This is a genomic window from Streptomyces sp. NPDC102514, from assembly GCF_055584525.1.
In genome coordinates, this window is the sequence record NZ_JBVJLW010000036.1 from 1 (window position 1) to 19,435 (window position 19,435).

A 19,435-nucleotide genomic window follows, 5' to 3' on the forward strand; every position below is an offset into this window, starting at 1 on the left:
CCCTCACCGGCCTCCACGTCTACGCAACCGCGCACGGCATCGCTCTCACGACAGAGACAAAACCACCGTGTTGATTCTTTACGAGCCCTTAGGGGGTGGGTTGCTGGGGATGCGTCTTTGGCCGCCGGTGCGTTGTGGCTCGGCGCGCCGTTCCTCGCGGCCCTTGCGGGGCCGCTGCCTGGGCGTGATCCCTATGGGGCGTCGTCTATTGCTCTCAGGGCTTTGATGCTCTGTTCGTCCAGTTCTGACAGGGCCAGTAGTTGTTCTGGGGTGATGTCGGCCGGGATCGGGGTCGGGGCCGGGGTGCGCAGAGGGGGTTGCCAGCCTTCGGCCGGGGTCCAGCGGCGGACCACCCGGGCCGGTGCGCCCGCCACCACCGCGTGGTCGGGGACCACGCCGCGTACCACCGCGCCCGCCGCCACCACGACGTTCCGGCCGATCCGCGCCCCGGGCAGGATCACCGCGCCCGTGCCGATCCAGCAGCCGGGGCCGATCTCCACCGGCTCCATCCGCGGCCACTGCTTGCCGATGGGCATCTGCGGATCGTCGTACGAGTGGTTCGTGGACGTCACGTACACGTAGGGCCCGAAGTAGCAATCGCTGCCGATCGTGACCGTCGTGTCGGCGATGACATGGCTGCCCCGGCCGAGGACGACACCGTTGCCCAGCCGCAGTATCGGCTCCGCGCCGAGGTCGAGGTCGGGCATCAACCCGGCCGTCAGCGTGACCTGTTCACCGATGATGCAGTGGTCGCCGAGGTGGATCCACGGCTCGCCGAACACCGTGCCCTGCGGGAACGCCAGCCGGGTGCCCGTCCCCATCGCGCCGAACCGCAGCCGCCCCGGCCGCTCGGCCGTCACCGCGCCGGTCCGCTGCACCCAGGCCCAGCCCGCGTGGACGGCCCGCTGGACGAGGCGGCTCCGCCGGGACGAGAACGTGTTCTTGCTCTTGGGCACCCGCTCACCGTACTCAGCGTCACGTCAACCCAAGAGCTCGGCCGCCTGTGATCTTCGCCCCACCGCCACCGACCTGCGGTTCACCCGCAACGGATGATGCGCCCGCGCCCCGTCGGGGGTGCGCTGGCGCAATGACCTGGTACCGCGCTGTTCATCCTTTCCATACGGCCGGACGCCTGGCGCGGTTCGCGCTGGGGGCCGCCGCCGACGTCACCGACACGGCGATCCGCCGGCTGACGGCCGCGGTCGTCGACCGGATGGACCTGGACGAGCTCGTGTCCCGCGTCGATGTGAACCGGGTCGCCGAGCGCGTCGACATCGACCGGATCGCGGCCCGGCTGAATCTCGACGCCGTGCTCGACCGCATCGATCTGGCCGTGCTCACCAAGGACGTGCTGGAGGAGATCGACCTCGGCCGTATCGTCCGCGACACCGGCGGCGGAATGGCCGGCGAGACCGTCCACGGGCTCCGGGCCCGGAGCGTGCGGGCCGACCGGATGGTGGACCGCATCGCCGACCGTCTGCTGCGCAGACCCGACACGGAGCAGGGGGACCAGCAGGACGCGGACCAGGGTTCCGTGGTGTCCGTGTCCGGTCCTGGACCGTCCCGCGAGCCGACGCTCTGACGGGGGGCACCGTGACGGGGGCGGAGCGGGCCGGAAGCCCGCGGGGGGAAGCCGCGGGGCTCGTGTCGCGGGCCCTGGCGGGCCTGGTCGACGCGTTCGTGGTCGCCGGGCTCGGGCTCGCCGTGCAGTTCGGGGCCGGCGCCGTGCGGCTGCTCGTCAGCGGGCCGCCGTTCCGGTTGCCCGACCCGCCGGTCTGGCTCTCCGGGCTGTGCGGCTGGACCATCGCCCTGCTCTACCTCGCCGGCAGCTGGGTCGTGACCGGCAGCACCGTGGGCGGCAGGCTGCTCGGCCTGCGCGTCACCGTACGCTCGGGCGGGCTGCCGGGTGTCCTCCGCGCCCTCGCGCGGGCCGCGTTGTGCGTGGTGTTCCCCTTGGGCCTGCTGTGGATTCCGGTGAGCAGGCGGCGTGCGTCGGTCCAGGATCTCGTCCTGGCCACCGCCGTCCGCCACGACCGGATGTGACGGACCGTCACGTGTGTCTACGCGCCGGGCTGCCGCCCGGGCAGCATGGCCGCGGCGGTGAGTCCGCCCAGGCCGACGAAGGCCAGCACGCCCAGGGCCACCGCGTACGGTCCCGCGGCGGGGTCGGCGACCAGGATCGTGCCCGCGATGGCCGTGCCGAGCGACGAGCCGAGGTTCGACACACTGCGGGACAGCCCAGAGATCTCGCCCTGCCGCTCCTCGCCGAAGCTCGACTGGACGACGTTGACCGACGGGGTGAGCATCACGCCGAGTCCCAGGCCGATGAGGAGCAGTCCGGGGGTGAAGGCCCAGACGCTCGGCGAGCCGGAGGCCATCACGATGAGCAGAGCGATCCCGCAGATCGTGACGCCGAAGCCGACGATGATGAGCGTCCGCTGCGCCCACCGCTGCACCAGGCGCTCGGCGGCGAGCGAGGCGGCGAGGATGCCGAGGGTGGCCGCGGTGAAGATCGCGCCGGTCTCTATCGCGTCGTACCCGCGCACGACCTGGAGATACGCGGCCACCACGAACGACACCCCCATCAGCATCAGCCATTGGGCGTGCTGGGTGACGAGTCCGAGGTTGGACGTGCGGTCGTGGAACAGGCTCGTCGAGAACAGCGGCTCCCTGCCGGACCGTTCCTTGGTACGCACCCAGCGGAAGAGCCACACCAGGACGAGCGCGCCGAGCACCAGCAGGCCCGCCATGAGCCAGCCGTTGTCGTCGGCGGCAAGGATGCCCATGACGACGAGGACGAGGCCGACCGCGGACAGGACGGCTCCGCCGATGTCGAAGTGCCGGTCCGGCTCGGGCGGCAGGGGGTCCCGGACGTGGCGGCTCAGCACGATGATCAGCGCGACCACCGCGGCCTGGAAGACGAAGGCGGCCCGCCAGCCGATCGCCGAGGTGATGAGCCCGCCGATCAGCGGCCCCGCGGCGGCGCCGATCCCGCCCAGCGCCATGACCGTCCCGAACGCGCGGGCCCGGGAGGTCACGTCGGGGAACAGGAGCGTGGTGAGGATGTAGACGGGCGGGATGAGCAGGGCCGTGCCGATTCCCTGGAGGATCGAGTAGCCGAGGCCGAGGACCCCCAGGCCCGGAGCGAGCGCGCTGAGCACGGCTCCCACCCCGTAGACGACGAGGCCGGCGAGGAAGCAGCGTTTGCGGCCGTAGCGGTCGGTCAGCTTCCCGCCCGGGATCATCAGCGCCGCCATCGTCAGCAGGAAGACCGTGATGACGGTCTGCACGCCCTGGACGGAGGTGTCCAGGTCCTCGCTGATGTCATTGATCATGACGTTCATGTTGGAGCCGGCGTAACTGCAGATGAACTGGGCGAGCGCGAGCGGGGCCAGGACGCGTCGCGCGGGGCGCGCTGTCTGTCCCGGGGCCCTCGTTTCAGGGGGGTTCGGTGGCATGGCCATGTCGGCTCCCGGACGTTCGGATGCGAACATCGTCCGTGGCCGCTGATCGCCCGTCATCACCCTTGCGAGGTGACGACGGGTTCGTGCGCCAGGGGCTAAATGTCGATGGGCGAGGGACCGGGCGGAGGGCCGCGATGCCAGGTGACAGGAAGAGCGCTTCGAGCGTCGCGCCGGGCCTGCGTACGCTCCTGGCCTACCGCCGGGAGTGGCTCGTCAAGGACGTCGTCGCGGGTGTCGTCCTCACCACGCTGCTCGTGCCGCAGGGCATGGCGTACGCGGAACTGGCGGGACTGCCCGCGATCACCGGTCTGTACACGTCCGTCCTCTGTCTGCTCGCCTACGCCGTCTTCGGCCCGTCACGCATCCTGGTGCTCGGCCCGGACTCCTCGCTGGGCCCGATGATCGCCGCCACGGTCCTGCCGCTGATCGTCGCGGGAGGCGACAGCACGCGTGCCGTGGCACTCGCCTCGATGCTCGCGCTCATGGTCGGGGCGATCACGATCCTGGCGGGGGTGGCCAAGCTCGGCTTCATCGCCGACCTCATCTCCAAGCCCACGATGATCGGCTACATGAACGGCCTGGCGCTCACCATCCTGATCGGGCAGCTGCCGAAGCTGTTCGGCTTCAAGACGGACGCCGACGGGCTGCTCGCCGAGGTCGGGGACTTCTTCCAGGGGCTGGCCGACGGGAAGGCGGTGCCCGCCGCCGTGGCGGTGGGGGTCACGGGGATCGTCCTGATCCTGGTCCTGCAGCGGTGGCTGCCGAAGGTGCCTGCCGTCCTCGTCATGGTGCTGCTGGCAATCACGGCGACCTCCCTCCTCGACCTGGGCCGGCACGGCGTCGGCCTGGTCGGTGAACTCCCCCGCGGTTTCCCGCCGCTGACCTGGCCGGACATCCGCTGGGACGATCTCGGCCCGCTCTTCGTCGGCGCGCTGGGCATCGCGCTCGTCTCGCTCGCCGACACCATCTCCAACGCCACGGCGTTCGCCACCCGCTCGGGCCAGGAGGTCCGCGGCAACGAGGAGATGGTCGCGATCGGCGCGGCGAACGTCGCTGCAGGACTCTTCCAGGGCTTCCCCGTCAGCACGAGCGGGTCACGCACGGCCGTGGCCGAACGGGCGGGCGCGCGGAGTCAGATCACCGGGGTCGTCGGAGCCGGCCTGATCGTCCTCATGCTGGTGCTGCTCCCCGGGCTGTTCCGCAATCTGCCCCAGCCCGCGCTGGCCGCGGTGGTGATCACGGCGTCGCTGTCCCTGGCCGACCTCCCGGGGACGGTACGGCTGTGGCGTCAGCGCAGGACGGAGTTCCTGCTGGCGATCGCGGCCTTCCTGGGTGTGGCCCTGCTCGGCGTGCTGCCCGGGATCGCCGTCGCCGTGGGCCTGTCGATCCTCAATGTCTTCCGGCGGGCCTGGTGGCCGTACAACACCGTCCTGGGGCGGGTGCCGGGGCTTGAGGGCTACCACGACATCCGCTCGTACCCGGAGGCCGAGCATCTGCCCGGACTGGTGATCCACCGCTTCGACGGTCCGCTGTTCTTCGCCAACGCCAAGGCGTTCCGCAACGAGGTGACGCGGCTGGCCCTCGGCGAACCGCAGCCCGTCTGGGTGCTGATCGCGGCCGAGCCGGTGACCGACGTGGACACCACGGCCGCCGACGAGCTGGAGGAGCTGGACGAGGCGCTGAACGAACGCGGCGTCAGCCTGGTGTTCGCCGAGCTGAAGGACCCGGTGCGGCGCAAGATCGAGCGGTACGGACTGACCCGGACCATCGAGCCGGGACACTTCTTCCCCACCATCGAGGCCGCCGTCGCCGCCTACCGGGAGAAGACGGGCGCCCGGTGGGCGGCGACGGACCGGCCGCCGCCGTCCCAGGACTGACCGGACCGGCGACCGGCCGGCCTAGGGCCTGTCGTCAAATTCCCGCCTGCCGGGCGACGCCTGGCACGCTCCCCCAGCCTCCGGCCGGGGGGACCCCCACTCGCTGCACCGGGCGAAAGCCCAAGTACGTCCAGTACGAGGACTTCCGCCCGGCACACCGAGAGCACGCACCAGACGCCGCCCGGCCCGCCCTCCGGGCGGACGCCGGGAATTTGACGACAGGCCCTAGCCGACGGAGAGGACGTGCGTGCCCCAGGCGTCGAGGTCGACGAAGAGTCCCGGGCCGGTCAGTTCGGCGCCTGAGCGCGTGTACCGGGCGGCGTCGAGCAGACTGGTCAACGTCCGCTCATCGGCGCCGATTTCGGGCCACGGCAGGCGGACCTTCGCCTGGGCCCGCTGTCCGGAGAGGTTGACCACGGTCAGGAAGCGCCCCGCCCCGCCCGACCAGCCCCAGGCCAGCAGATCGCGGTGGGAGGAGTTGTCGGGCCAGCCCTCGCAGTCGAGCAGCCGCCACTGTCCGGTGCGCATCCCGCTCCGGTGGACGGCGCCGAGCAGCCTCTCGTGGAAGGCGCGCAGCGCGGTGTCCGGCGTTTCGTCGGGCCGCCGGTCCAGGAAGACCGGCAGCTGGGTGCGGCGCCCGGTGAACTGCCCCTCGTGCCACAGGGTCGCCCCGGGCAGGGTGGCGATCATGACGGCCGCGGCCCGTTCCTTCGCCGGGTCCATCGTGTACGCGGCGCGTGGCTCGTCGTGGTTCTCCAGGAACCGTACGAGCTTGCGCTGGTAGGCCTCGTCCGCCGTGAGGTGTCCGCGGACGGACTCGGGGCTCTCGTGCAGCAGCCGGTCGTAGAGCCGTTTGTCGTAGCAGAAGTCGAAGCCCTGCTGCTGCAGGTCGAACTCGCGGTCCCAGTAGGCCTCGGCGGCGAAGATCATGCCGGGATGTCCTCGGCGTACACCGGAGATGACGGTGGGCCAGAAGTCCTCCGCCGGCCGCTCGCCCGCACGCTCGCCCCAGGTCCGGGCGAAGATGTCGTTCATCATGAGCATCGCCATGTCGCAGCGGACCCCGTCGCACAGGTCGCCGATCCGCAGGAGGACGTCCGTGGTCGCCGCGCGCAGGGCGGGTTCGAAGGCGTTGAGCTGCACGACGTCCGGCCAGGGCGGGAAGAAGGGGTCGCGGCCGCGGGCGAGGACCTGGCCCCCGACGGAGAGGTAGGCCGCCGGATCGCAGCGCAGTTCGTCCTCGCTCCCCCGGACGAAGTACTCCGGGTGCGCGGCCGTCCAGGGGCTGTCCGGCGCCACGTGGTTGGGCACGTGGTCGAGGAGCAGTCCGATGCCCCTGCCCGCCAGTTCGGCGCGCGCGGCGGCGAGTCCCGCGGTCCCGCCGAGGTCCGCGTCGACCTCGTAGCGGCGGATGCAGTACGGCGATCCGGCGATCTCCTCCTCCTGGAGGTCGGGGACGGCCCGGGTGAAGGCGGCGCGCAGGGACGGGTCCCGCAGTGCGATGTCCCGGCCCTGCGGGCTGCGCTCCCACACTCCCATGAGCCATACGGCGTCGATGCCGTGCGGGGTGACCTCGTCCCAGGCGTCCTTGGGGACGTCGCCCAGTCCCCCGTGGCGGCCGGTCCGCCGCTGGATCTCACGGAGCCAGACGCGGGTGTCGACCTCGTGGACGACGGGCTGTGCGGGGATCGTGCTCATGGTGTCCCCTTCTTGGCGCGGTCGGTCAGGAAGTCGTTCGGGGTGAGCGTGCCGAAGACCGTCATCAGTGTGGCGACCAGTCCCGTCCAGCCGGTCTGGTGGGCCGCGCCCATCCCGGCGCCGTTGTCGCCGTGGAAGTACTCGTAGAACGAGATCAGGTCCCGCCAGTGCGGGTCGTCCTGGAGGATCCGCTGGCCTCCGTAAACGGGCCTGCGTCCGTCCTCGCCGCGCAGGAAGAGCCGGGTGAGCCGCTCGGAGATCTCTTGCGCGACCTCGAAGAGGGTCATCCTGACGCCGGACCCCGTCGGGCACTCCACGGTGAGGTCGTCGCCGTAGAAGCCGTACAGGTTGAGCAGGGCCCGGACGACGAGGGCGTTCATGGGGAACCACACGGGTCCGCGCCAGTTGGAGTTGCCGCCGAACATCCCCGTGTCCGACTCGGCGGGCAGATAGCCGACCCGGTACTCCTCGCCGCGCACCCAGAAGCGGTAGGGGTGTTCGGCGTGGTGGCGGGAGAGGGACCGGATGCCGTACGGGCTGAGGAACTCCTCCTCGGACAGCAGGTAGGAGAGCACCCTGAGCAGTTTCTTCTCGTCGACCACGGACAGCAGCCGGGGGCCGCCCGTCGTACCCGCCTGTACGGAGGTGAGCGTGACGGAGAGCGAGGGGTGGCGGTCCGCGAAGCGGCGCAGCCTCTCCCCGAGGCCCGACACCCGGGTCAGCTGGGCCGGCCGCAGGACGGTGGCCGCGCACAGCGGGAGCAGACCGACCATCGAGCGGACCTTGAGCCGTACGGCCTGGCCGTCGGGCAGCCGCAGGACGTCGTAGTAGAACCCGTCCTCCTCGTCCCAGAGTTCGTCGCCGAGGTCGCCGACCCGGTCCATGGAGGCGGCGATCCACAGGTAGTGCTCGAAGAACTTCAGGACCAGTTCCTCGTACGCCTGGTTGTGTTCGACGAGTTCCACGGCGATCTGCAGCATCGCCTGGCAGTAGAGGGCCATCCACGCGGTGCCGTCGGCCTGTTCGAGCCGGCCGCCGGTGGGCAGGGGCGCGCTGCGGTCGAAGACGCCGATGTTGTCGAGGCCGAGGAAGCCGCCCTCGAAGACGTTGCGGTCGTCCGGGTCCTTGCGGTTGACCCACCAGGTGAAGTTCGTCAGGAGTTTCTGGAAGGCGCGCTCCAGGAACTCGCGGTCGGCGCGGCCGGTGGTGCGTTCCTCCATCAGGTAGACGAAGTACGCGGCCCAGGCGTGCACCGGCGGGTTGACGTCGGCGAAGTTCCACTCGTAGGCCGGGATCTGGCCGTTGGGGTGCAGAAAGGTGTCCTTGAGCAGCAGTTCGAGCTGTTCCTTGGCGAAGCGGACGTCCACGGTCGCGAAGGCCACGGTGTGGAACGCCAGGTCCCAGGCGGCGAACCAGGGGTACTCCCACTTGTCCGGCATGGACACGATGTCGTCGCTGACCATGTGGAACCACTCGCGGTTGCGCACGCCGGGCCGCGGCATGCTCCAGGGGTCCAGGCCGTGCTCGGCCAGCCAGGTCTCCAGGTCGAACAGGTAGTACTGCTTCGACCAGAGCATCCCGGCGAGCGCCTGCCGCTGCACCCGGGCCCGGTCCTCGTCGGCGCCCTCGGGGGTCAGTTCGCGGTAGAAGGCGTCGGCCTCGGCGATCCGCTCCTCGAACACGGCCTCGTAACCACGGGAGTCGAAGCCGTGGTCGCCGGCCGGCTGCGCGTCCGTGGGCGCGATCCTCAGCCGCAGTGTCGCCGAACCGCCCGCGGGGACGGTGAGCGTGTGGTGCGCCGCCGCCTTGGTGCCCTCCCGCGCCGGGTTGACGGCCTCCCGCTCGCCGTCGACCACGTACCTGCCGATGCCGTCCTTGACGTACGGGGAGGAGTTGGGCGAGCCGAAGAGCCGCTCGGCGTTCGTCTCGTTCTCCGTGAACAGCAGCGGTACCTCCTCCCCGAACCGGCAGTCGTAGCTGCCGAGTTGCGGGTGCTCGGCACGGATCGTCGCCGTGCCGTCCGGCCCGCCGGCCGCGCTCATCCGCGGTTTCGGGGTGTCGCCGCCGTCCTGCCACGACCAGGTGTTGCGGAACCAGAGGGTCGGCAGGACGTGCAGGGTCGCCTCGTCGGGGCCGCGGTTGTCGACGGTGACGCGGGCCAGTACGTCGTCGGACGACGCCTTGGCGTACTCCACCGTCACGTCGAAGTAGCGGCTCTCGTCGAAGACACCGGTGTCGAGGAGTTCGTACTCGTACTCCTGCCTGCTCCGTTCGCGGTTGACGGCCACCAGGTCGTTGTACGGGAACTCGGCCTGCGGGTACTTGTAGAGGTACTTCATGTAGGAGTGGCTGGGCGTGCTGTCCAGATAGAAGTAGTACTCCTTGACGTCCTCGCCGTGGTTGCCCTCGCCGTTGGTGAGGCCGAAGGCGCGCTCCTTGAGGATCGGGTCGCGGCCGTTCCACAGGGCGAGCGCCAGGCACAGCCGCTGCTTCTCGTCGCAGATCCCGCCCAGTCCGTCCTCGCCCCACCGGTAGGCCCGGGAGCGCGCGTGGTCGTGCGGGAAGTAGGACCACGCGTCACCGCCGTCGCTGTAGTCCTCCCGGACCGTGCCCCACTGACGCTCACTCAGATAGGGGCCCCACAGACGCCATCGGCCTCCGTCGTCGCCGGTCGGACCGATCCGCTCGCCGCTCGTCCGCGCGTTCATCCTGGCTCCCTGTCACAGGCCTACCGGGGCTGCGTCAGTCTGTCCGGCCCCTTCCGGCGGTGCCTCACCTGCCGCGGGTGAGGACCCGGGCGGCCCCTCCCCTCACCTGTGGCGGGTGACGCGCACCGGGCACGAAGGCGGCTGGATGGAGGCGGACCACATCGAAGGGAGCGGTCATGGTCAGGATCGGACCTGTGCAACTGCTGACGGTCGAGTTCGGACCCGACGCGAAGTTCGAGGGAAGGATCATCGACGAGCTCGTGGCGCTCGACCGCAGCGGCCAAGTCCGCTTGCTGGACCTGCTCTTCGTACAGAAGGAGGCCGACGGAAGTCTCGTCACGCTCGACTACCAGGCGGAGGGCATGGGCCAGACCGTCGCCGCGCTGCTGGGCATCTCGCGCGAGGTGCTGGAGGGCGCGGAGTCGGAGTTCCCGTCGCTGACCGAGGGGAACGCCTTCGGCCTCGCCCCGGACGACATCCTGGGCCTCGCGGGGGAACTGACCCCGGGGACCGCCGCCGGCTTCGTCCTGCTGGAACACACCTGGGCCAGGGAACTGAGGGCGGCGATCCGCGACGCGGGCGGCGTGCCCGTCGCGGAGGGCTTCCTCACCGAGGAGTCCCTCGGCCTGGTGGTCATGGAAATCACCGACGCCGTCGCGCGACTGGACGAGGCGGCCTCGGAACAGACCCGCAAGGGCCGGACATCCGGCCGGAACACCAGGAGGTCCTGATGACCGATCTCGTCGTGCTCGGCTTCTCCGACAAGGAGAAGGCCGAATCCGTGCTGCGCCTCTCGAAGGACCTGTCCAAGCAGGAACTTCTCGACCTGGACGACGCGGCGCTCGCCTGGCGGACCCCGGACGGCAAGATCCACGTCCGCCAGTCCTTCAGCCCCACCGCGCACGGAGCCGCCGGGGGCGCCCTGTGGGGCACGCTCTTCGGCCTGCTCTTCCTGATGCCGGTGTTCGGTGCCGCGGTCGGCGCGGGCACGGGCGCGCTCGCCGGGAAGCTCACGGACGTGGGCATCAACGACGCGTTCATCAAGGAGATCGCGGGCACGCTCGAACCGGGCAGGGCCGCCGTCTTCGCGCTCGTGCGGCGTTCGACGCCCGACCGGGTGCGTGAGGCGCTGCGCCCGTTCGGTCCCACCGTGCTGCGCACGTCGCTCACCAAGGAGCGCGAGGAAGAGCTGATCGCCGCCCTGCGGTAGTGACGACCGCCGAACCGCCCGGCCGAACTTCACCCGGGTGAGATGTGGCCCGCACCGGTCCGCGGCTTCCCGGTGCGGGCCACACTCTCGTCTGGCGGACGTCCACTGCGCTGGGAGCGAGGTACCGTCGATGGACGAGCGGACGGAACGACGGCGCCCGCCGGACACGGCTCTCACGCCCCCGCCGGCCCGCGTCGGACCCTCTGTGAGACGGCAGGCCCGGGCGCCCCGGATGTCACCTCCCGGAGTACCGCCGCTGCCGACGTGGCTGGTCCCCCGCCCCCGGCTGACGGGCCGTCTCTCGCAGGGCGTGCTGGGGCCGCTGACCGTGGTCGTGGGGCCGGTCGGAGCGGGCAAGTCGGCGCTCGCGGTGGAGTGGGCGCACACCCGGCGTGCGCCGGGCCCGGTGGCCTGGGTGACCTGCGACGGGGCGGAGGAACAACCCGACGTCTTCTGGCCACGGGTCCTGACGGCACTGCGCGAGGCGTCCGTCGAACTCCCGTCGCTCACGCCCCCGCCCCCCACGACCTTCACAGTCCCGGACACCCAGGCCCAGGACACCACCGGTCATTACGGCTCCGATCAGGGCGCCGGTGAGAACGGCCGCGAGCAGGATGCGCCGCAGGCGCCCCGTGAGGGGCGCGGGGAACTGCGCGACCAGCCCCCACCGACCGGCACCCGACGAACGACCGCCAACGGCACGACACGGGGCACGGGTCTCCGCGACACGGCCCGGTCCGGCCCGTCCGGGGACACCGGGCCACACGGTGCCCCCTTCGACGGCCCGCCCCTCACCGACGGAGTCGCCCCGCACGACTTCCCGGCCGCGCCGGTACCACCCGCCCCGGCGGCCGGAGAGCCACTCCTCGTGGCCGCCCTCGCCGCGGGGCTCGCCGCGCGCGAGGAGCCCGTCGTCCTCGTACTGGACGACTTCCAGCCGGAGAGCGGCTCACCGGTCGCCGAGGGCATGATCCGGCTGCTCCGGCACGCGACCCCCGCGCTGCGGCTGGTCGTGGTCTCGCGCCGGGACCCGCCGCTGCACCTCCACCGGTACCGGCTGGCCGGCGACCTCACCGAACTGCGTACCGGGGACCTCGCCTTCGACGACCGGGAGACGGCGGCGCTGCTGGCCCAGCACGGGGTCGAGGTGCCCCGGCCGGTGGTGAAGACCCTGCGCGAGCGGGCGGACGGCTGGGCGGCGGGCCTGCGTCTTGCCGCGATGTCCATGCAGGGGCATCCCCACCCGGAGCGGTTCGTGGCACGGTTCGCGGGCGAGGACGAGGCGATCGTCAGCTACCTCGTCGAGGAGGTCCTGGACGGCCAGCCCCCGGCGATGCGCCGGCTCCTGCTGACGACCAGCGTGCTGGACCATCTGAACGCCGAACTGGCCACCCAGGTCGCGGGCCAGGAGGCCGGCCGGCACTTCGCGACGCTCGTCGCGCAGAGCTCCTTCCTGCAGCACATCGGTCACGGGTGGTACCGGTGCCACCGGATGTTCGCCGACGTGCTGCGGGTGCGGCTGCGCCACGAGGCACCGGACCTCGTGCCCGATCTGCACGGGCGGGCGGCCGAGTGGCTGGGCGAGCACGGGCTCCTCGCCGAGGCCGTACGCCATGCCCTCGCCGCGGACGACCGCCGCTACGCCGACCGTCTCGTCGTGCATCAGCTGGCGATCGGGCAGGTTCTCGCCCTGACGAGCACCCGGCTGCCCGGCGAACTGCTGACCCGGACACCACCCTCCGGTCCCGCGGCGGCCTCCCCGGAGGCCCTCGGACCGGAGTCCGCGCTCGTCACCTCGGCGAGCGCGCTCGCCCGCGGCGACGGGCCGGCCTGCACGGACAGCCTGGCCCTCGCCGACCGGCTGATCGAGGAGCTGCCCAGGGGCGGCACCGACCGGATCGCCCGGTGCCGGCTGGCCCACTCCGTGATCCGGACGGCGCGGGACCGCCCCCGGCACCTGACGGCGGCGAGGTCCGCCGCGGCGGACACCGAGCGGCTCTTCTCGCGGCTGCCGCGCGGCCTGCTGGAGGACCGGCCCGAACTGGTGGCGCTGACCCTGTCGGTCCGTGGCCGCGCCGAGCTGCGGGAGGGCGACCTCAAGACGGCCGAGGCGTCCCTGACCACGGCCCTCAAGGCCTCCTCCGCCGCTGAGAACGGCGTCCTGCGCCGGGACTGCCTCTCCGAACTGGCCCTGCTGGAGGCGCTGCGCGGCCGGTTCCGGGCCGCGGAGCAGTTCGCCGGGCACGCCCGGCACCCCGTACCGCAGGCGTCTGCGGAGCCGGACCCCTCCCTGGCCGCGCTGCACGTCGTACGGGCCTGGATCGCCCTGACCCGCCTCGACGCGCCGCGGGCACGGAGCGAACTCTCCCGGGCCCGCGCCACCCTGCGCCAGGTGCCCGACCCCTTCGTCACCGGCGTCGGCTCCCTGGTCACCAAACTCATGACCGCGGTGGAGACCGGCACGGCGCGTCCCGAGACCCTGGACGCCATCCCCGACATCACGGCGGACGGCTGGCTCGCCGAAGGGCTGCGGCAGTCGGTGCGGCACGCGTGCGCCGCCTCGCTCGACGAGGCACGCGCCCGCCGGCTCCCCGCACGGCCGGTGCCCGGCGCCCGTAGCACGCCGGATGCCCGGCCGCAGGACGACCGGGCACCGGTCGAGTCGCTCAGCGCGCGCGAACACGACGTCCTGCGTCATCTGGCGCAGATGATGACGACGGAGGAGATCGCCGACGAGTTGTACGTGTCGGTCAACACGGTGAAGACGCACCTCAAGAGCGTCTACCGCAAGCTCGCCGTGACCCGGCGTTCCGCCGCGGTACGGCGGGCCCGCGAACTCGAACTGCTGTGACGCGAACGGCCGCCGAGGGCCGCGCAGGGCCGTGGACGGCCGCGACGGACCGCGAACGGCGTGTCAGACAAGGCCCAGTTGCCTCGCGCGGGCGACGGCACCCGTGCGCGACGAGACCCTGAGTTTGCGGTAGACGGCCCGCACATGGCTTTTCACCGTGTTGTGCGAGACGAAGAGTTCCGAGGCGATCTGCCGGAGCGGCACGTCCTCCTGGAGCCGGACGAGCACCGCGTGCTCGCGTTCCGTCAGGAGGCCGGCCGGCGACGCGAGGTCCGGGCGTCCGGCGTCGCCGGAGGGCACGGCGGCCAGTGCGGCCGACGCCTCGTCCAGCAACAGGTGCGTACTGCGCGGGTCTCCCGACTCGGCAGCGATGTCCATGAGGGCGTCGGCGACCCACACCAGACAGGCCGCCACCACGGTGTCCGCGTCCTCGGCGGCCCGGTCCAGAGCCCGTAACTGACCCCGCAGTACGGAGATCCGCTCGAAATCCGGCCCATCGGAGTGCCCTTGCCTTCCTCCCCGTTCGGCCTTCAGGACGGTAGGCATGCGACTCACCTCCTCGACAGAGAGCGGGGGGCGGTACACAGCAACCGTGCGGGCTGGATCTTGGGACGGGAAGGGGACTTAGGGCCATTTAACCCAGATGCCGGATGGTGTCTACGACGTGTTGGGGGAGGCGGGATCCGTACCGGGACCTCGCCCCTCGGGCAATCGGCGCACTTCGACCAGCTCCAGTCCGAGGGCCTGGATGCGGTCCAGGATCCCGTACAGCGCCGCCTGGTCGAGCCGGGCGCCGTGCAGGACGGTCTCCGGCGGACTGACCGTGACCGTCAGCTCGGCGAAGGCGGAGCGGAAGGCCTGGGAGACCCTGCCCTTGATCCGGATCTCGAAATCCCCGCCCACGGGCCGCGCCTCGCCCCGCTCGGGTCCAGGGCGTTCCTCCGCCGTTCCCATGCCGCGTCACCTCCGCTGCCCGGGGCCGGGTCACGTCACCATTCTCACAGGCCGTGCGCAGGACACATCACACAGCGGGGGTGACGGCGACGGGCGACCCGGTCCGGTCCGGTCCGTACGCGGCCCCGACACTCATCCACAGCGGGTGAAGCTCTGCCCCCGGAAGCAGCGGGATGCTCCTGCTTCCGACAAGGAGGTACCCGACATGGCTGAGCAGACTTCGGCAGGGCAGACCCGGCAGGGCCAGCCACCGCAGGAGCCCCGGATCAAGCCACTGATGGTCGGCGGGGTCGTCTTCGCCGTCTGCATGATGGCCATCGTGGGCGCGTACCAGGTGTTCGTCGGCATGGGCGCGTTGATGGAGGACAACTTCTACACCCGGGCGAACGACTACCCGTACGACCTCAACATCAATGTGTGGGGCTGGATCCATCTGATCTCCGGGATCGTCATCCTGGCCGCCGCCTTCAGCGTGTTCAAGGGCAAGACCTGGGCGCGCGTCGTGGGCATCACGGTCGCCGCGCTGAGCGCGCTGGAGAACTTCTTCTTCACCCCGTACTACCCGCTCTGGTCGATCCTGATCATCGCGCTCGACGTGCTGGTCATCTGGTCCCTGGCCAGCTACGGCCACGCGCAGGCCCACAAGATCTACGGGGCGCCGATGTAACCCGGACCCATCCGGTCTCCCCGGCTCGTCCGGCTCACCCGCCGGGCTCCGCCGGCCGCGCCGCCGTCGGGCGGGCGGCGCCGCGGGCCGACGGCAGGGCGAGCCGGGCGATCCGGGCCCAGTCGAGGCGCGGCAGCGGTGAGCGCATCCCCGGACGCTCGCGCGGCACCAGCACGCGCAGCGCACCCGGCCGGGCCTCGCAGCGCACGGGGACGCTCAGGTTCAGTGCCTCGCCGTCGACGCCGACCGGTATCCGCTCCCGGTCGGCGTCGACGACCACCTCCCGCGCGGTGGCCCGGGTCAGACCGGTGGCACGGCGTCCGCGCAGCAGTCCGGCGGCCTGGGCGGCGCTCGCCACGTCGACCCCGACGACCCCCAACTCGCCGCCGTCCAACCGCGGTCGGCGGCCGAGACCGGCGATGTCGCCGGTGCCGTACGGGTTGTTGCTCACCAGCAGTGCCTGCGGTGCCTCGAAGTCCGCCTCGCCCGCCCGGGCGGCCAGACGCGCGCCGCGATGGCCCACGAGCAGGTCGGGGAGGAGTTCCAGGGTCGTACGGGTCTTGCCGTCGCGGTAGGCCGGGCTCTGCACCACCTCGGCGTACGCCCCGAACGACACGTTGTTGACGAAGGGATGGCCGGCCGCGCGGCCCAGGTCGACGCGGAGCAGCACCCCGTCGGCCAGGGCGTCGAGCGCCTTCGCCGGATCCTCGCGGTCGAGCCCCAGATCGAGGGCGAAGTGGTTGCGGGTACCGGCCGGCACCACGAGGAAGGGGAGGTCGAGCGAGGCGGCGACATCGGCCACCAGTGCCTGGGTGCCGTCCCCGCCCGCGACACCGAGCAGATCGGCGCCCTCGCTCGCGGCCTTGCGCGCCAGTTCGGCCACGTCGGTCTCGCCCGGCCCCTCCAGGAGGAGCACCTGCGCGCCCAGTGCCTCGGCCTTCTCCCGCAGCCCGAACCGCTCCACCTTCCCGCCGCCCGAGCGCGGATTCATGATCAGGACGGGATGCCGCACGCGCGGGGCGGGGTGCTCCGGCGTCCGGGCCGTCCCGCCGTCACCGACGAGGGCTCTGCGGCCCGCGCCGGCCGCGACCATCAGCAGCGCCCCCGCCACGACGACGACCCACGCCAGATGGGCCCGGGTGTACGCGACGACGACCCACACCGGTGCGGCGACGGCCAGCACGGCGGCGAGCAGCCGCCCTACGCTCCGTCGCGTGAGCACCCACCAGAGTGCCGCCGCCATGACCGCCAGACCGGCCAGTCCCACACCCAGCAGGGCGATGGTCCGCAGTCCCGCGAACACGCCCAGCACCAGTACCGCCGCCGCGGCCGCCGCCAGCGCTCCGCGCGCCGACCACCGCTGCCCCCGTGTAGTGGGTTCCATGGCGTGATGATCGTTCGTGCTCCGCGCGGGTGCATCACCCCCGGCAGGGGATCCGCCCGGAGTTCCGCCCTTTCCTCGTTCGGTCAGGCCCAGCCAGGGGCTGAGGAGGGCGTCGTGGGCGAGTACGTACCCGATCGCGATCCCGCCGGCGACGATCGCGAAGAAGAAGATGAGCCACGAAAGGACGGTGAAGACGGAGCCGAGCGGCCCGTACCGTTCGACGCTCAGCTCCAGTGAACGCGGCAGCCAGAGCCCGGACACGGCGGAGTACAGGACCACTCCGATCCCGGTGAGCAGGGCGCCCGGCAGCAGCGGCAGCCACGCCATCCGCCCGGCGAGCAGCAGATGCTGCGTCCACCACCACATGAGGACCGCGGCGATCAGCTGCAGGGGGAACCCCAGGGCGGTCCCGGCGCCGAACCCGTCGCGCAGCGTTCCCTGGGACACCAGCACGGTGACCCAGACCAGGAGCCACACGCCCCAGCGCCACACCACGGTCCGCAGCCCTGCGCGCGGCAGGTGCCAGGCGCGCTCGCACAGCCGTTGCAGTGCCCGGCTGAAGGCGGTCGCGGACAGGAGTGCCACCAGGACCCCGATCGCGCCCCAGGTCTCCAGCGAATCGGCGGCGCCCCGGTAGACCTCGTCCACCTGGGTCAGGACCGGCCCCTCGGTGCCCAGTTGGGTACGCAGGGTCCCCACCAGTTCGCGGCGGATCGCGGGCGGGGTGAAGGACGCGATGGCGAAGAGCATCGGCAGCGCGGCGAGAAAGGCCTGCGCGGCGAGACGCGTCGCCATGTCCAGGATGCTCACGCTGACAAGCTGTCGGCCGACAGGGCCCACTATGCGGCCCGTCACCGTCCCGGCGAGCCTCGTGAACACCATGACCGTGCCCTCCCGGCCCCCGGAAACCTGTCGGCACGTCACCCTCTTCCCCGCCGGGCGTCCGCGCCTCGCCCGGGGCGGGTGACACGGACCCGGAGGGCCGGTCCTGCGGCCCATCGCCTACCGTGCCGGTGTACCGACGACGAGGAGACGGTGATGACGCACGAGGCGCTGGTCATGGGGATCGGCGGCAAGGATCCGCGGCTGGACCCGGAGGCGTTCGTGGCGCCCACGTCCGTGGTCATCGGGGACGTGACCCTGCTTCCGGGCGCGAGCGTCTGGTACGGCGCGGTGCTGCGCGCGGACTGCGGTCCGATCGTGATCGGGGCCGACAGCAACGTCCAGGACAACTGCACGCTCCATGTCGACCCGGGGTTCCCGATCAGCATCGGGGAGCGGGTGTCCATCGGGCACAACGCCGTGGTGCACGGGGCGGTCGTCGAGGACGACTGTCTGGTGGGGATGGGGGCGACGATCCTGAACGGGGCGGTGATCGGGGCGGGGTCGCTCGTCGCGGCCCAGGCGTTGGTACCGCAGGGCATGCGGGTGCCGCCCGGGTCCCTGGTCGCCGGTGTCCCCGCCAAGGTGAAGCGGGAGCTGAGCGCGGAGGAGCGGGAGGGGGTCTCCCTGAACGGGGTGTTCTACGTAGAACTGGCGAAGGCCCACCGGGGCGCCCACGCGGGGTAGCCCCTTCAGGGGCGCGGGGAACGGCGCGGCCCACCCCCACCGGCCCGCAGATGACCGCGCAGCCCTGGGCCGCAGGGGCCGTACGTCAGGTGCGGGTTCGCTGTGGCTGGGCGCGCAGTTCCCCGCGCCCCTTAAACCACGCCCGCCGAGGGTGCCCCTTTAGGGGCGCGGGGAACTGCGCGGCCCACCCCCACCGGCCCGCAGACAACAGCCAAAGCCCTGGGGCCGTACGCCAAGTGCAGGTCCGTTGTGGCTGGGCGCGCAGTTCCCCGCGCCCCTACAAGGCCCCTTGCGGGGCTAGTCGGTTGCTGGGATCGGGTCCGACGGGGTCGTTTCGGACTCCGCCGTCATCTTCTTTGCCTTGCGCTTCATGATCAGCATGGACGTGATGCCGATGAGGACGGCCAGGACCAGGCCCAGCCAGGAGAAGCGCTTGAGCCAGGATTCGGCCACCACGCCCACGTAGTAGATAACCGCCGTGGTGCCGCCCGCCCAGATGATGCCGCCGAGGACGTTGGCGATGAGGAACTTCCAGTACGGCATGCGCAGTACGCCCGCGAGCGGCCCCGCGAAGATGCGCAGCAGGGCGATGAAGCGGCCGAAGAAGACGGCCCACATGCCCCACTTCTCGAAGGACCGCTCGGCGGTGGCGATATGGCCCTCGCCGAAGTGCTTGGGGAACTTCGCGCCGAGCCAGGCCAGCAGCGGGCGCCCGCCCTTGCGGCCGATGGCGTAGCCGATGGAGTCACCGATGATCGCGCCGGCCGTCGCGCAGGCGCCGAGGATGAAGGGGTTGATGTCACCGTGCTGGGAGGCGAGCAGCGCCGAGGAGACGAGGATGATCTCGCCCGGCAGCGGGATGCCCAGGCTCTCCAGGCCGATGACCAGGCCCACCAGCGCGTAGATGCTGACCGCAGGCACGGTCTCTAGCCATTCCTGGACGTGCAACGCCGGTTCCTCCCCATCACCGCGGTCCGGGCCGGGCCCGGCGTGCGCTCGGTCGCGCGCACGCCGGGAAGCCTACCGGTTCACGCCCCCTGTCCGACGGCCCGC

At 71.8% G+C, this 19,435-nt stretch carries 16 protein-coding genes and 1 pseudogene; 8 read left to right on the forward strand and 9 right to left on the reverse strand.

Annotation, left to right across the window (positions count from 1 at the left end; genetic code table 11):
* Positions 1-191: 191 nt before the first annotated feature.
* Positions 192-956 (reverse strand): acyltransferase, encoded by a 765-nt coding sequence (locus ACZ60E_RS44115; protein WP_469448010.1) that lies wholly within the window; start codon positions 954-956, stop codon positions 192-194.
* A 131-nt stretch (positions 957-1,087) separates the two neighbouring features.
* Between ACZ60E_RS44115 and ACZ60E_RS44120 the strand changes: the two genes are divergently transcribed.
* A complete protein-coding gene (locus tag ACZ60E_RS44120; RefSeq protein WP_469448011.1) occupies positions 1,088-1,582 on the forward strand; it encodes a hypothetical protein in 495 nt (164 codons plus the stop codon).
* Positions 1,583-1,644: 62 nt separating this feature from the next.
* Positions 1,645-2,043, forward strand: coding sequence for an RDD family protein (locus ACZ60E_RS44125; RefSeq protein WP_469448012.1), 399 nt, complete (start codon positions 1,645-1,647; stop codon positions 2,041-2,043).
* A gap of 17 nt (positions 2,044-2,060) precedes the next feature.
* Here ACZ60E_RS44125 and ACZ60E_RS44130 read toward each other — a convergent pair whose 3' ends face one another.
* Positions 2,061-3,458 (reverse strand): MFS transporter, encoded by a 1,398-nt coding sequence (locus tag ACZ60E_RS44130; protein WP_469448037.1) that lies wholly within the window; start codon positions 3,456-3,458, stop codon positions 2,061-2,063.
* 140 nt (positions 3,459-3,598) lie between these two features.
* Between ACZ60E_RS44130 and ACZ60E_RS44135 the strand changes: the two genes are divergently transcribed.
* Positions 3,599-5,341, forward strand: a complete 1,743-nt coding sequence (locus tag ACZ60E_RS44135; RefSeq protein WP_469448013.1) for a SulP family inorganic anion transporter — start codon at positions 3,599-3,601, stop codon at positions 5,339-5,341.
* 225 nt (positions 5,342-5,566) lie between these two features.
* Here ACZ60E_RS44135 and ACZ60E_RS44140 read toward each other — a convergent pair whose 3' ends face one another.
* Together ACZ60E_RS44140 and ACZ60E_RS44145 are read right to left on the reverse strand one after the other, a co-directional pair.
* Positions 5,567-7,039 (reverse strand): alpha-amylase, encoded by a 1,473-nt coding sequence (locus tag ACZ60E_RS44140; RefSeq protein ID WP_469448014.1) that lies wholly within the window; start codon positions 7,037-7,039, stop codon positions 5,567-5,569.
* Positions 7,036-9,747, reverse strand: a complete 2,712-nt coding sequence (locus tag ACZ60E_RS44145) for an MGH1-like glycoside hydrolase domain-containing protein (protein ID WP_469448015.1) — start codon at positions 9,745-9,747, stop codon at positions 7,036-7,038. Before ACZ60E_RS44145 ends, ACZ60E_RS44140 begins: the two co-directional genes overlap by 4 nt.
* Positions 9,748-9,923: 176 nt before the next feature.
* Between ACZ60E_RS44145 and ACZ60E_RS44150 the strand changes: the two genes are divergently transcribed.
* The 3 genes from ACZ60E_RS44150 (at position 9,924) to ACZ60E_RS44160 (ending at position 13,808) form a co-directional block, all read left to right on the forward strand.
* Positions 9,924-10,478 carry a DUF1269 domain-containing protein gene (locus tag ACZ60E_RS44150; RefSeq protein ID WP_469448016.1) on the forward strand — a complete coding sequence of 185 codons (555 nt, stop codon included), beginning with the start codon at positions 9,924-9,926 and terminating at the stop codon, positions 10,476-10,478.
* The gene (locus ACZ60E_RS44155; RefSeq protein ID WP_366786477.1) at positions 10,478-10,957 is read left to right on the forward strand and encodes a DUF1269 domain-containing protein; all 480 of its coding nucleotides are present in this window, start codon (positions 10,478-10,480) and stop codon (positions 10,955-10,957) included. The genes ACZ60E_RS44150 and ACZ60E_RS44155 overlap by 1 nt, the downstream gene beginning before the upstream one ends.
* 232 nt (positions 10,958-11,189) lie before the next feature.
* On the forward strand, positions 11,190-13,808 hold the full coding sequence (locus tag ACZ60E_RS44160) for a helix-turn-helix transcriptional regulator (protein WP_469448017.1): 2,619 nt from the start codon (positions 11,190-11,192) through the stop codon (positions 13,806-13,808).
* Positions 13,809-13,871: 63 nt separating this feature from the next.
* On the opposite strand, the gene ACZ60E_RS44165 is transcribed toward ACZ60E_RS44160, so the two are convergent.
* Together ACZ60E_RS44165 and ACZ60E_RS44170 are read right to left on the reverse strand one after the other, a co-directional pair.
* Positions 13,872-14,354, reverse strand: a complete 483-nt coding sequence (locus ACZ60E_RS44165) for a LuxR C-terminal-related transcriptional regulator (RefSeq protein WP_469448018.1) — start codon at positions 14,352-14,354, stop codon at positions 13,872-13,874.
* A gap of 111 nt (positions 14,355-14,465) precedes the next feature.
* Entirely contained in the window at positions 14,466-14,762 is a 297-nt protein-coding gene (locus tag ACZ60E_RS44170; RefSeq protein WP_384808480.1) for a hypothetical protein, read from the reverse strand.
* 205 nt (positions 14,763-14,967) lie between these two features.
* Between ACZ60E_RS44170 and ACZ60E_RS44175 the strand changes: the two genes are divergently transcribed.
* Entirely contained in the window at positions 14,968-15,429 is a 462-nt protein-coding gene (locus ACZ60E_RS44175; RefSeq protein WP_469448019.1) for a DUF7144 family membrane protein, read from the forward strand.
* A 34-nt stretch (positions 15,430-15,463) separates the two neighbouring features.
* Here ACZ60E_RS44175 and ACZ60E_RS44180 read toward each other — a convergent pair whose 3' ends face one another.
* The gene (locus ACZ60E_RS44180; protein ID WP_469448038.1) at positions 15,464-16,813 is read right to left on the reverse strand and encodes a diacylglycerol/lipid kinase family protein; all 1,350 of its coding nucleotides are present in this window, start codon (positions 16,811-16,813) and stop codon (positions 15,464-15,466) included.
* A 126-nt stretch (positions 16,814-16,939) separates the two neighbouring features.
* Positions 16,940-17,812 (reverse strand): annotated as a pseudogene (locus ACZ60E_RS44185) (YhjD/YihY/BrkB family envelope integrity protein); the annotation flags it as partial.
* A 39-nt stretch (positions 17,813-17,851) separates the two neighbouring features.
* Here ACZ60E_RS44185 and ACZ60E_RS44190 point away from each other — a divergent pair.
* Complete coding sequence (locus ACZ60E_RS44190) at positions 17,852-18,382, forward strand: gamma carbonic anhydrase family protein (protein WP_453793209.1); 531 nt, start codon at positions 17,852-17,854, stop codon at positions 18,380-18,382.
* Between the two features lie 297 nt (positions 18,383-18,679).
* On the opposite strand, the gene ACZ60E_RS44195 is transcribed toward ACZ60E_RS44190, so the two are convergent.
* Positions 18,680-19,330, reverse strand: coding sequence for a DedA family protein (locus ACZ60E_RS44195; RefSeq protein ID WP_384808472.1), 651 nt, complete (start codon positions 19,328-19,330; stop codon positions 18,680-18,682).
* Positions 19,331-19,435: the final 105 nt, after the last annotated feature.

Coding starts and splice junctions, on each gene's coding strand:
- ACZ60E_RS44120 (WP_469448011.1), top strand. CDS start 1,088: ATGACCTGGTACCGCGCTGTTCATCCTTTCCATACGGCCGGACGCCTG.
- ACZ60E_RS44130 (WP_469448037.1), bottom strand. CDS start 3,458: ATGCCACCGAACCCCCCTGAAACGAGGGCCCCGGGACAGACAGCGCGC.
- ACZ60E_RS44135 (WP_469448013.1), top strand. CDS start 3,599: ATGCCAGGTGACAGGAAGAGCGCTTCGAGCGTCGCGCCGGGCCTGCGT.
- ACZ60E_RS44140 (WP_469448014.1), bottom strand. CDS start 7,039: ATGAGCACGATCCCCGCACAGCCCGTCGTCCACGAGGTCGACACCCGC.
- ACZ60E_RS44145 (WP_469448015.1), bottom strand. CDS start 9,747: ATGAACGCGCGGACGAGCGGCGAGCGGATCGGTCCGACCGGCGACGAC.
- ACZ60E_RS44150 (WP_469448016.1), top strand. CDS start 9,924: ATGGTCAGGATCGGACCTGTGCAACTGCTGACGGTCGAGTTCGGACCC.
- ACZ60E_RS44155 (WP_366786477.1), top strand. CDS start 10,478: ATGACCGATCTCGTCGTGCTCGGCTTCTCCGACAAGGAGAAGGCCGAA.
- ACZ60E_RS44160 (WP_469448017.1), top strand. CDS start 11,190: ATGTCACCTCCCGGAGTACCGCCGCTGCCGACGTGGCTGGTCCCCCGC.
- ACZ60E_RS44165 (WP_469448018.1), bottom strand. CDS start 14,354: ATGCCTACCGTCCTGAAGGCCGAACGGGGAGGAAGGCAAGGGCACTCC.
- ACZ60E_RS44170 (WP_384808480.1), bottom strand. CDS start 14,762: ATGGGAACGGCGGAGGAACGCCCTGGACCCGAGCGGGGCGAGGCGCGG.
- ACZ60E_RS44175 (WP_469448019.1), top strand. CDS start 14,968: ATGGCTGAGCAGACTTCGGCAGGGCAGACCCGGCAGGGCCAGCCACCG.
- ACZ60E_RS44180 (WP_469448038.1), bottom strand. CDS start 16,813: ATGGAACCCACTACACGGGGGCAGCGGTGGTCGGCGCGCGGAGCGCTG.
- ACZ60E_RS44190 (WP_453793209.1), top strand. CDS start 17,852: ATGACGCACGAGGCGCTGGTCATGGGGATCGGCGGCAAGGATCCGCGG.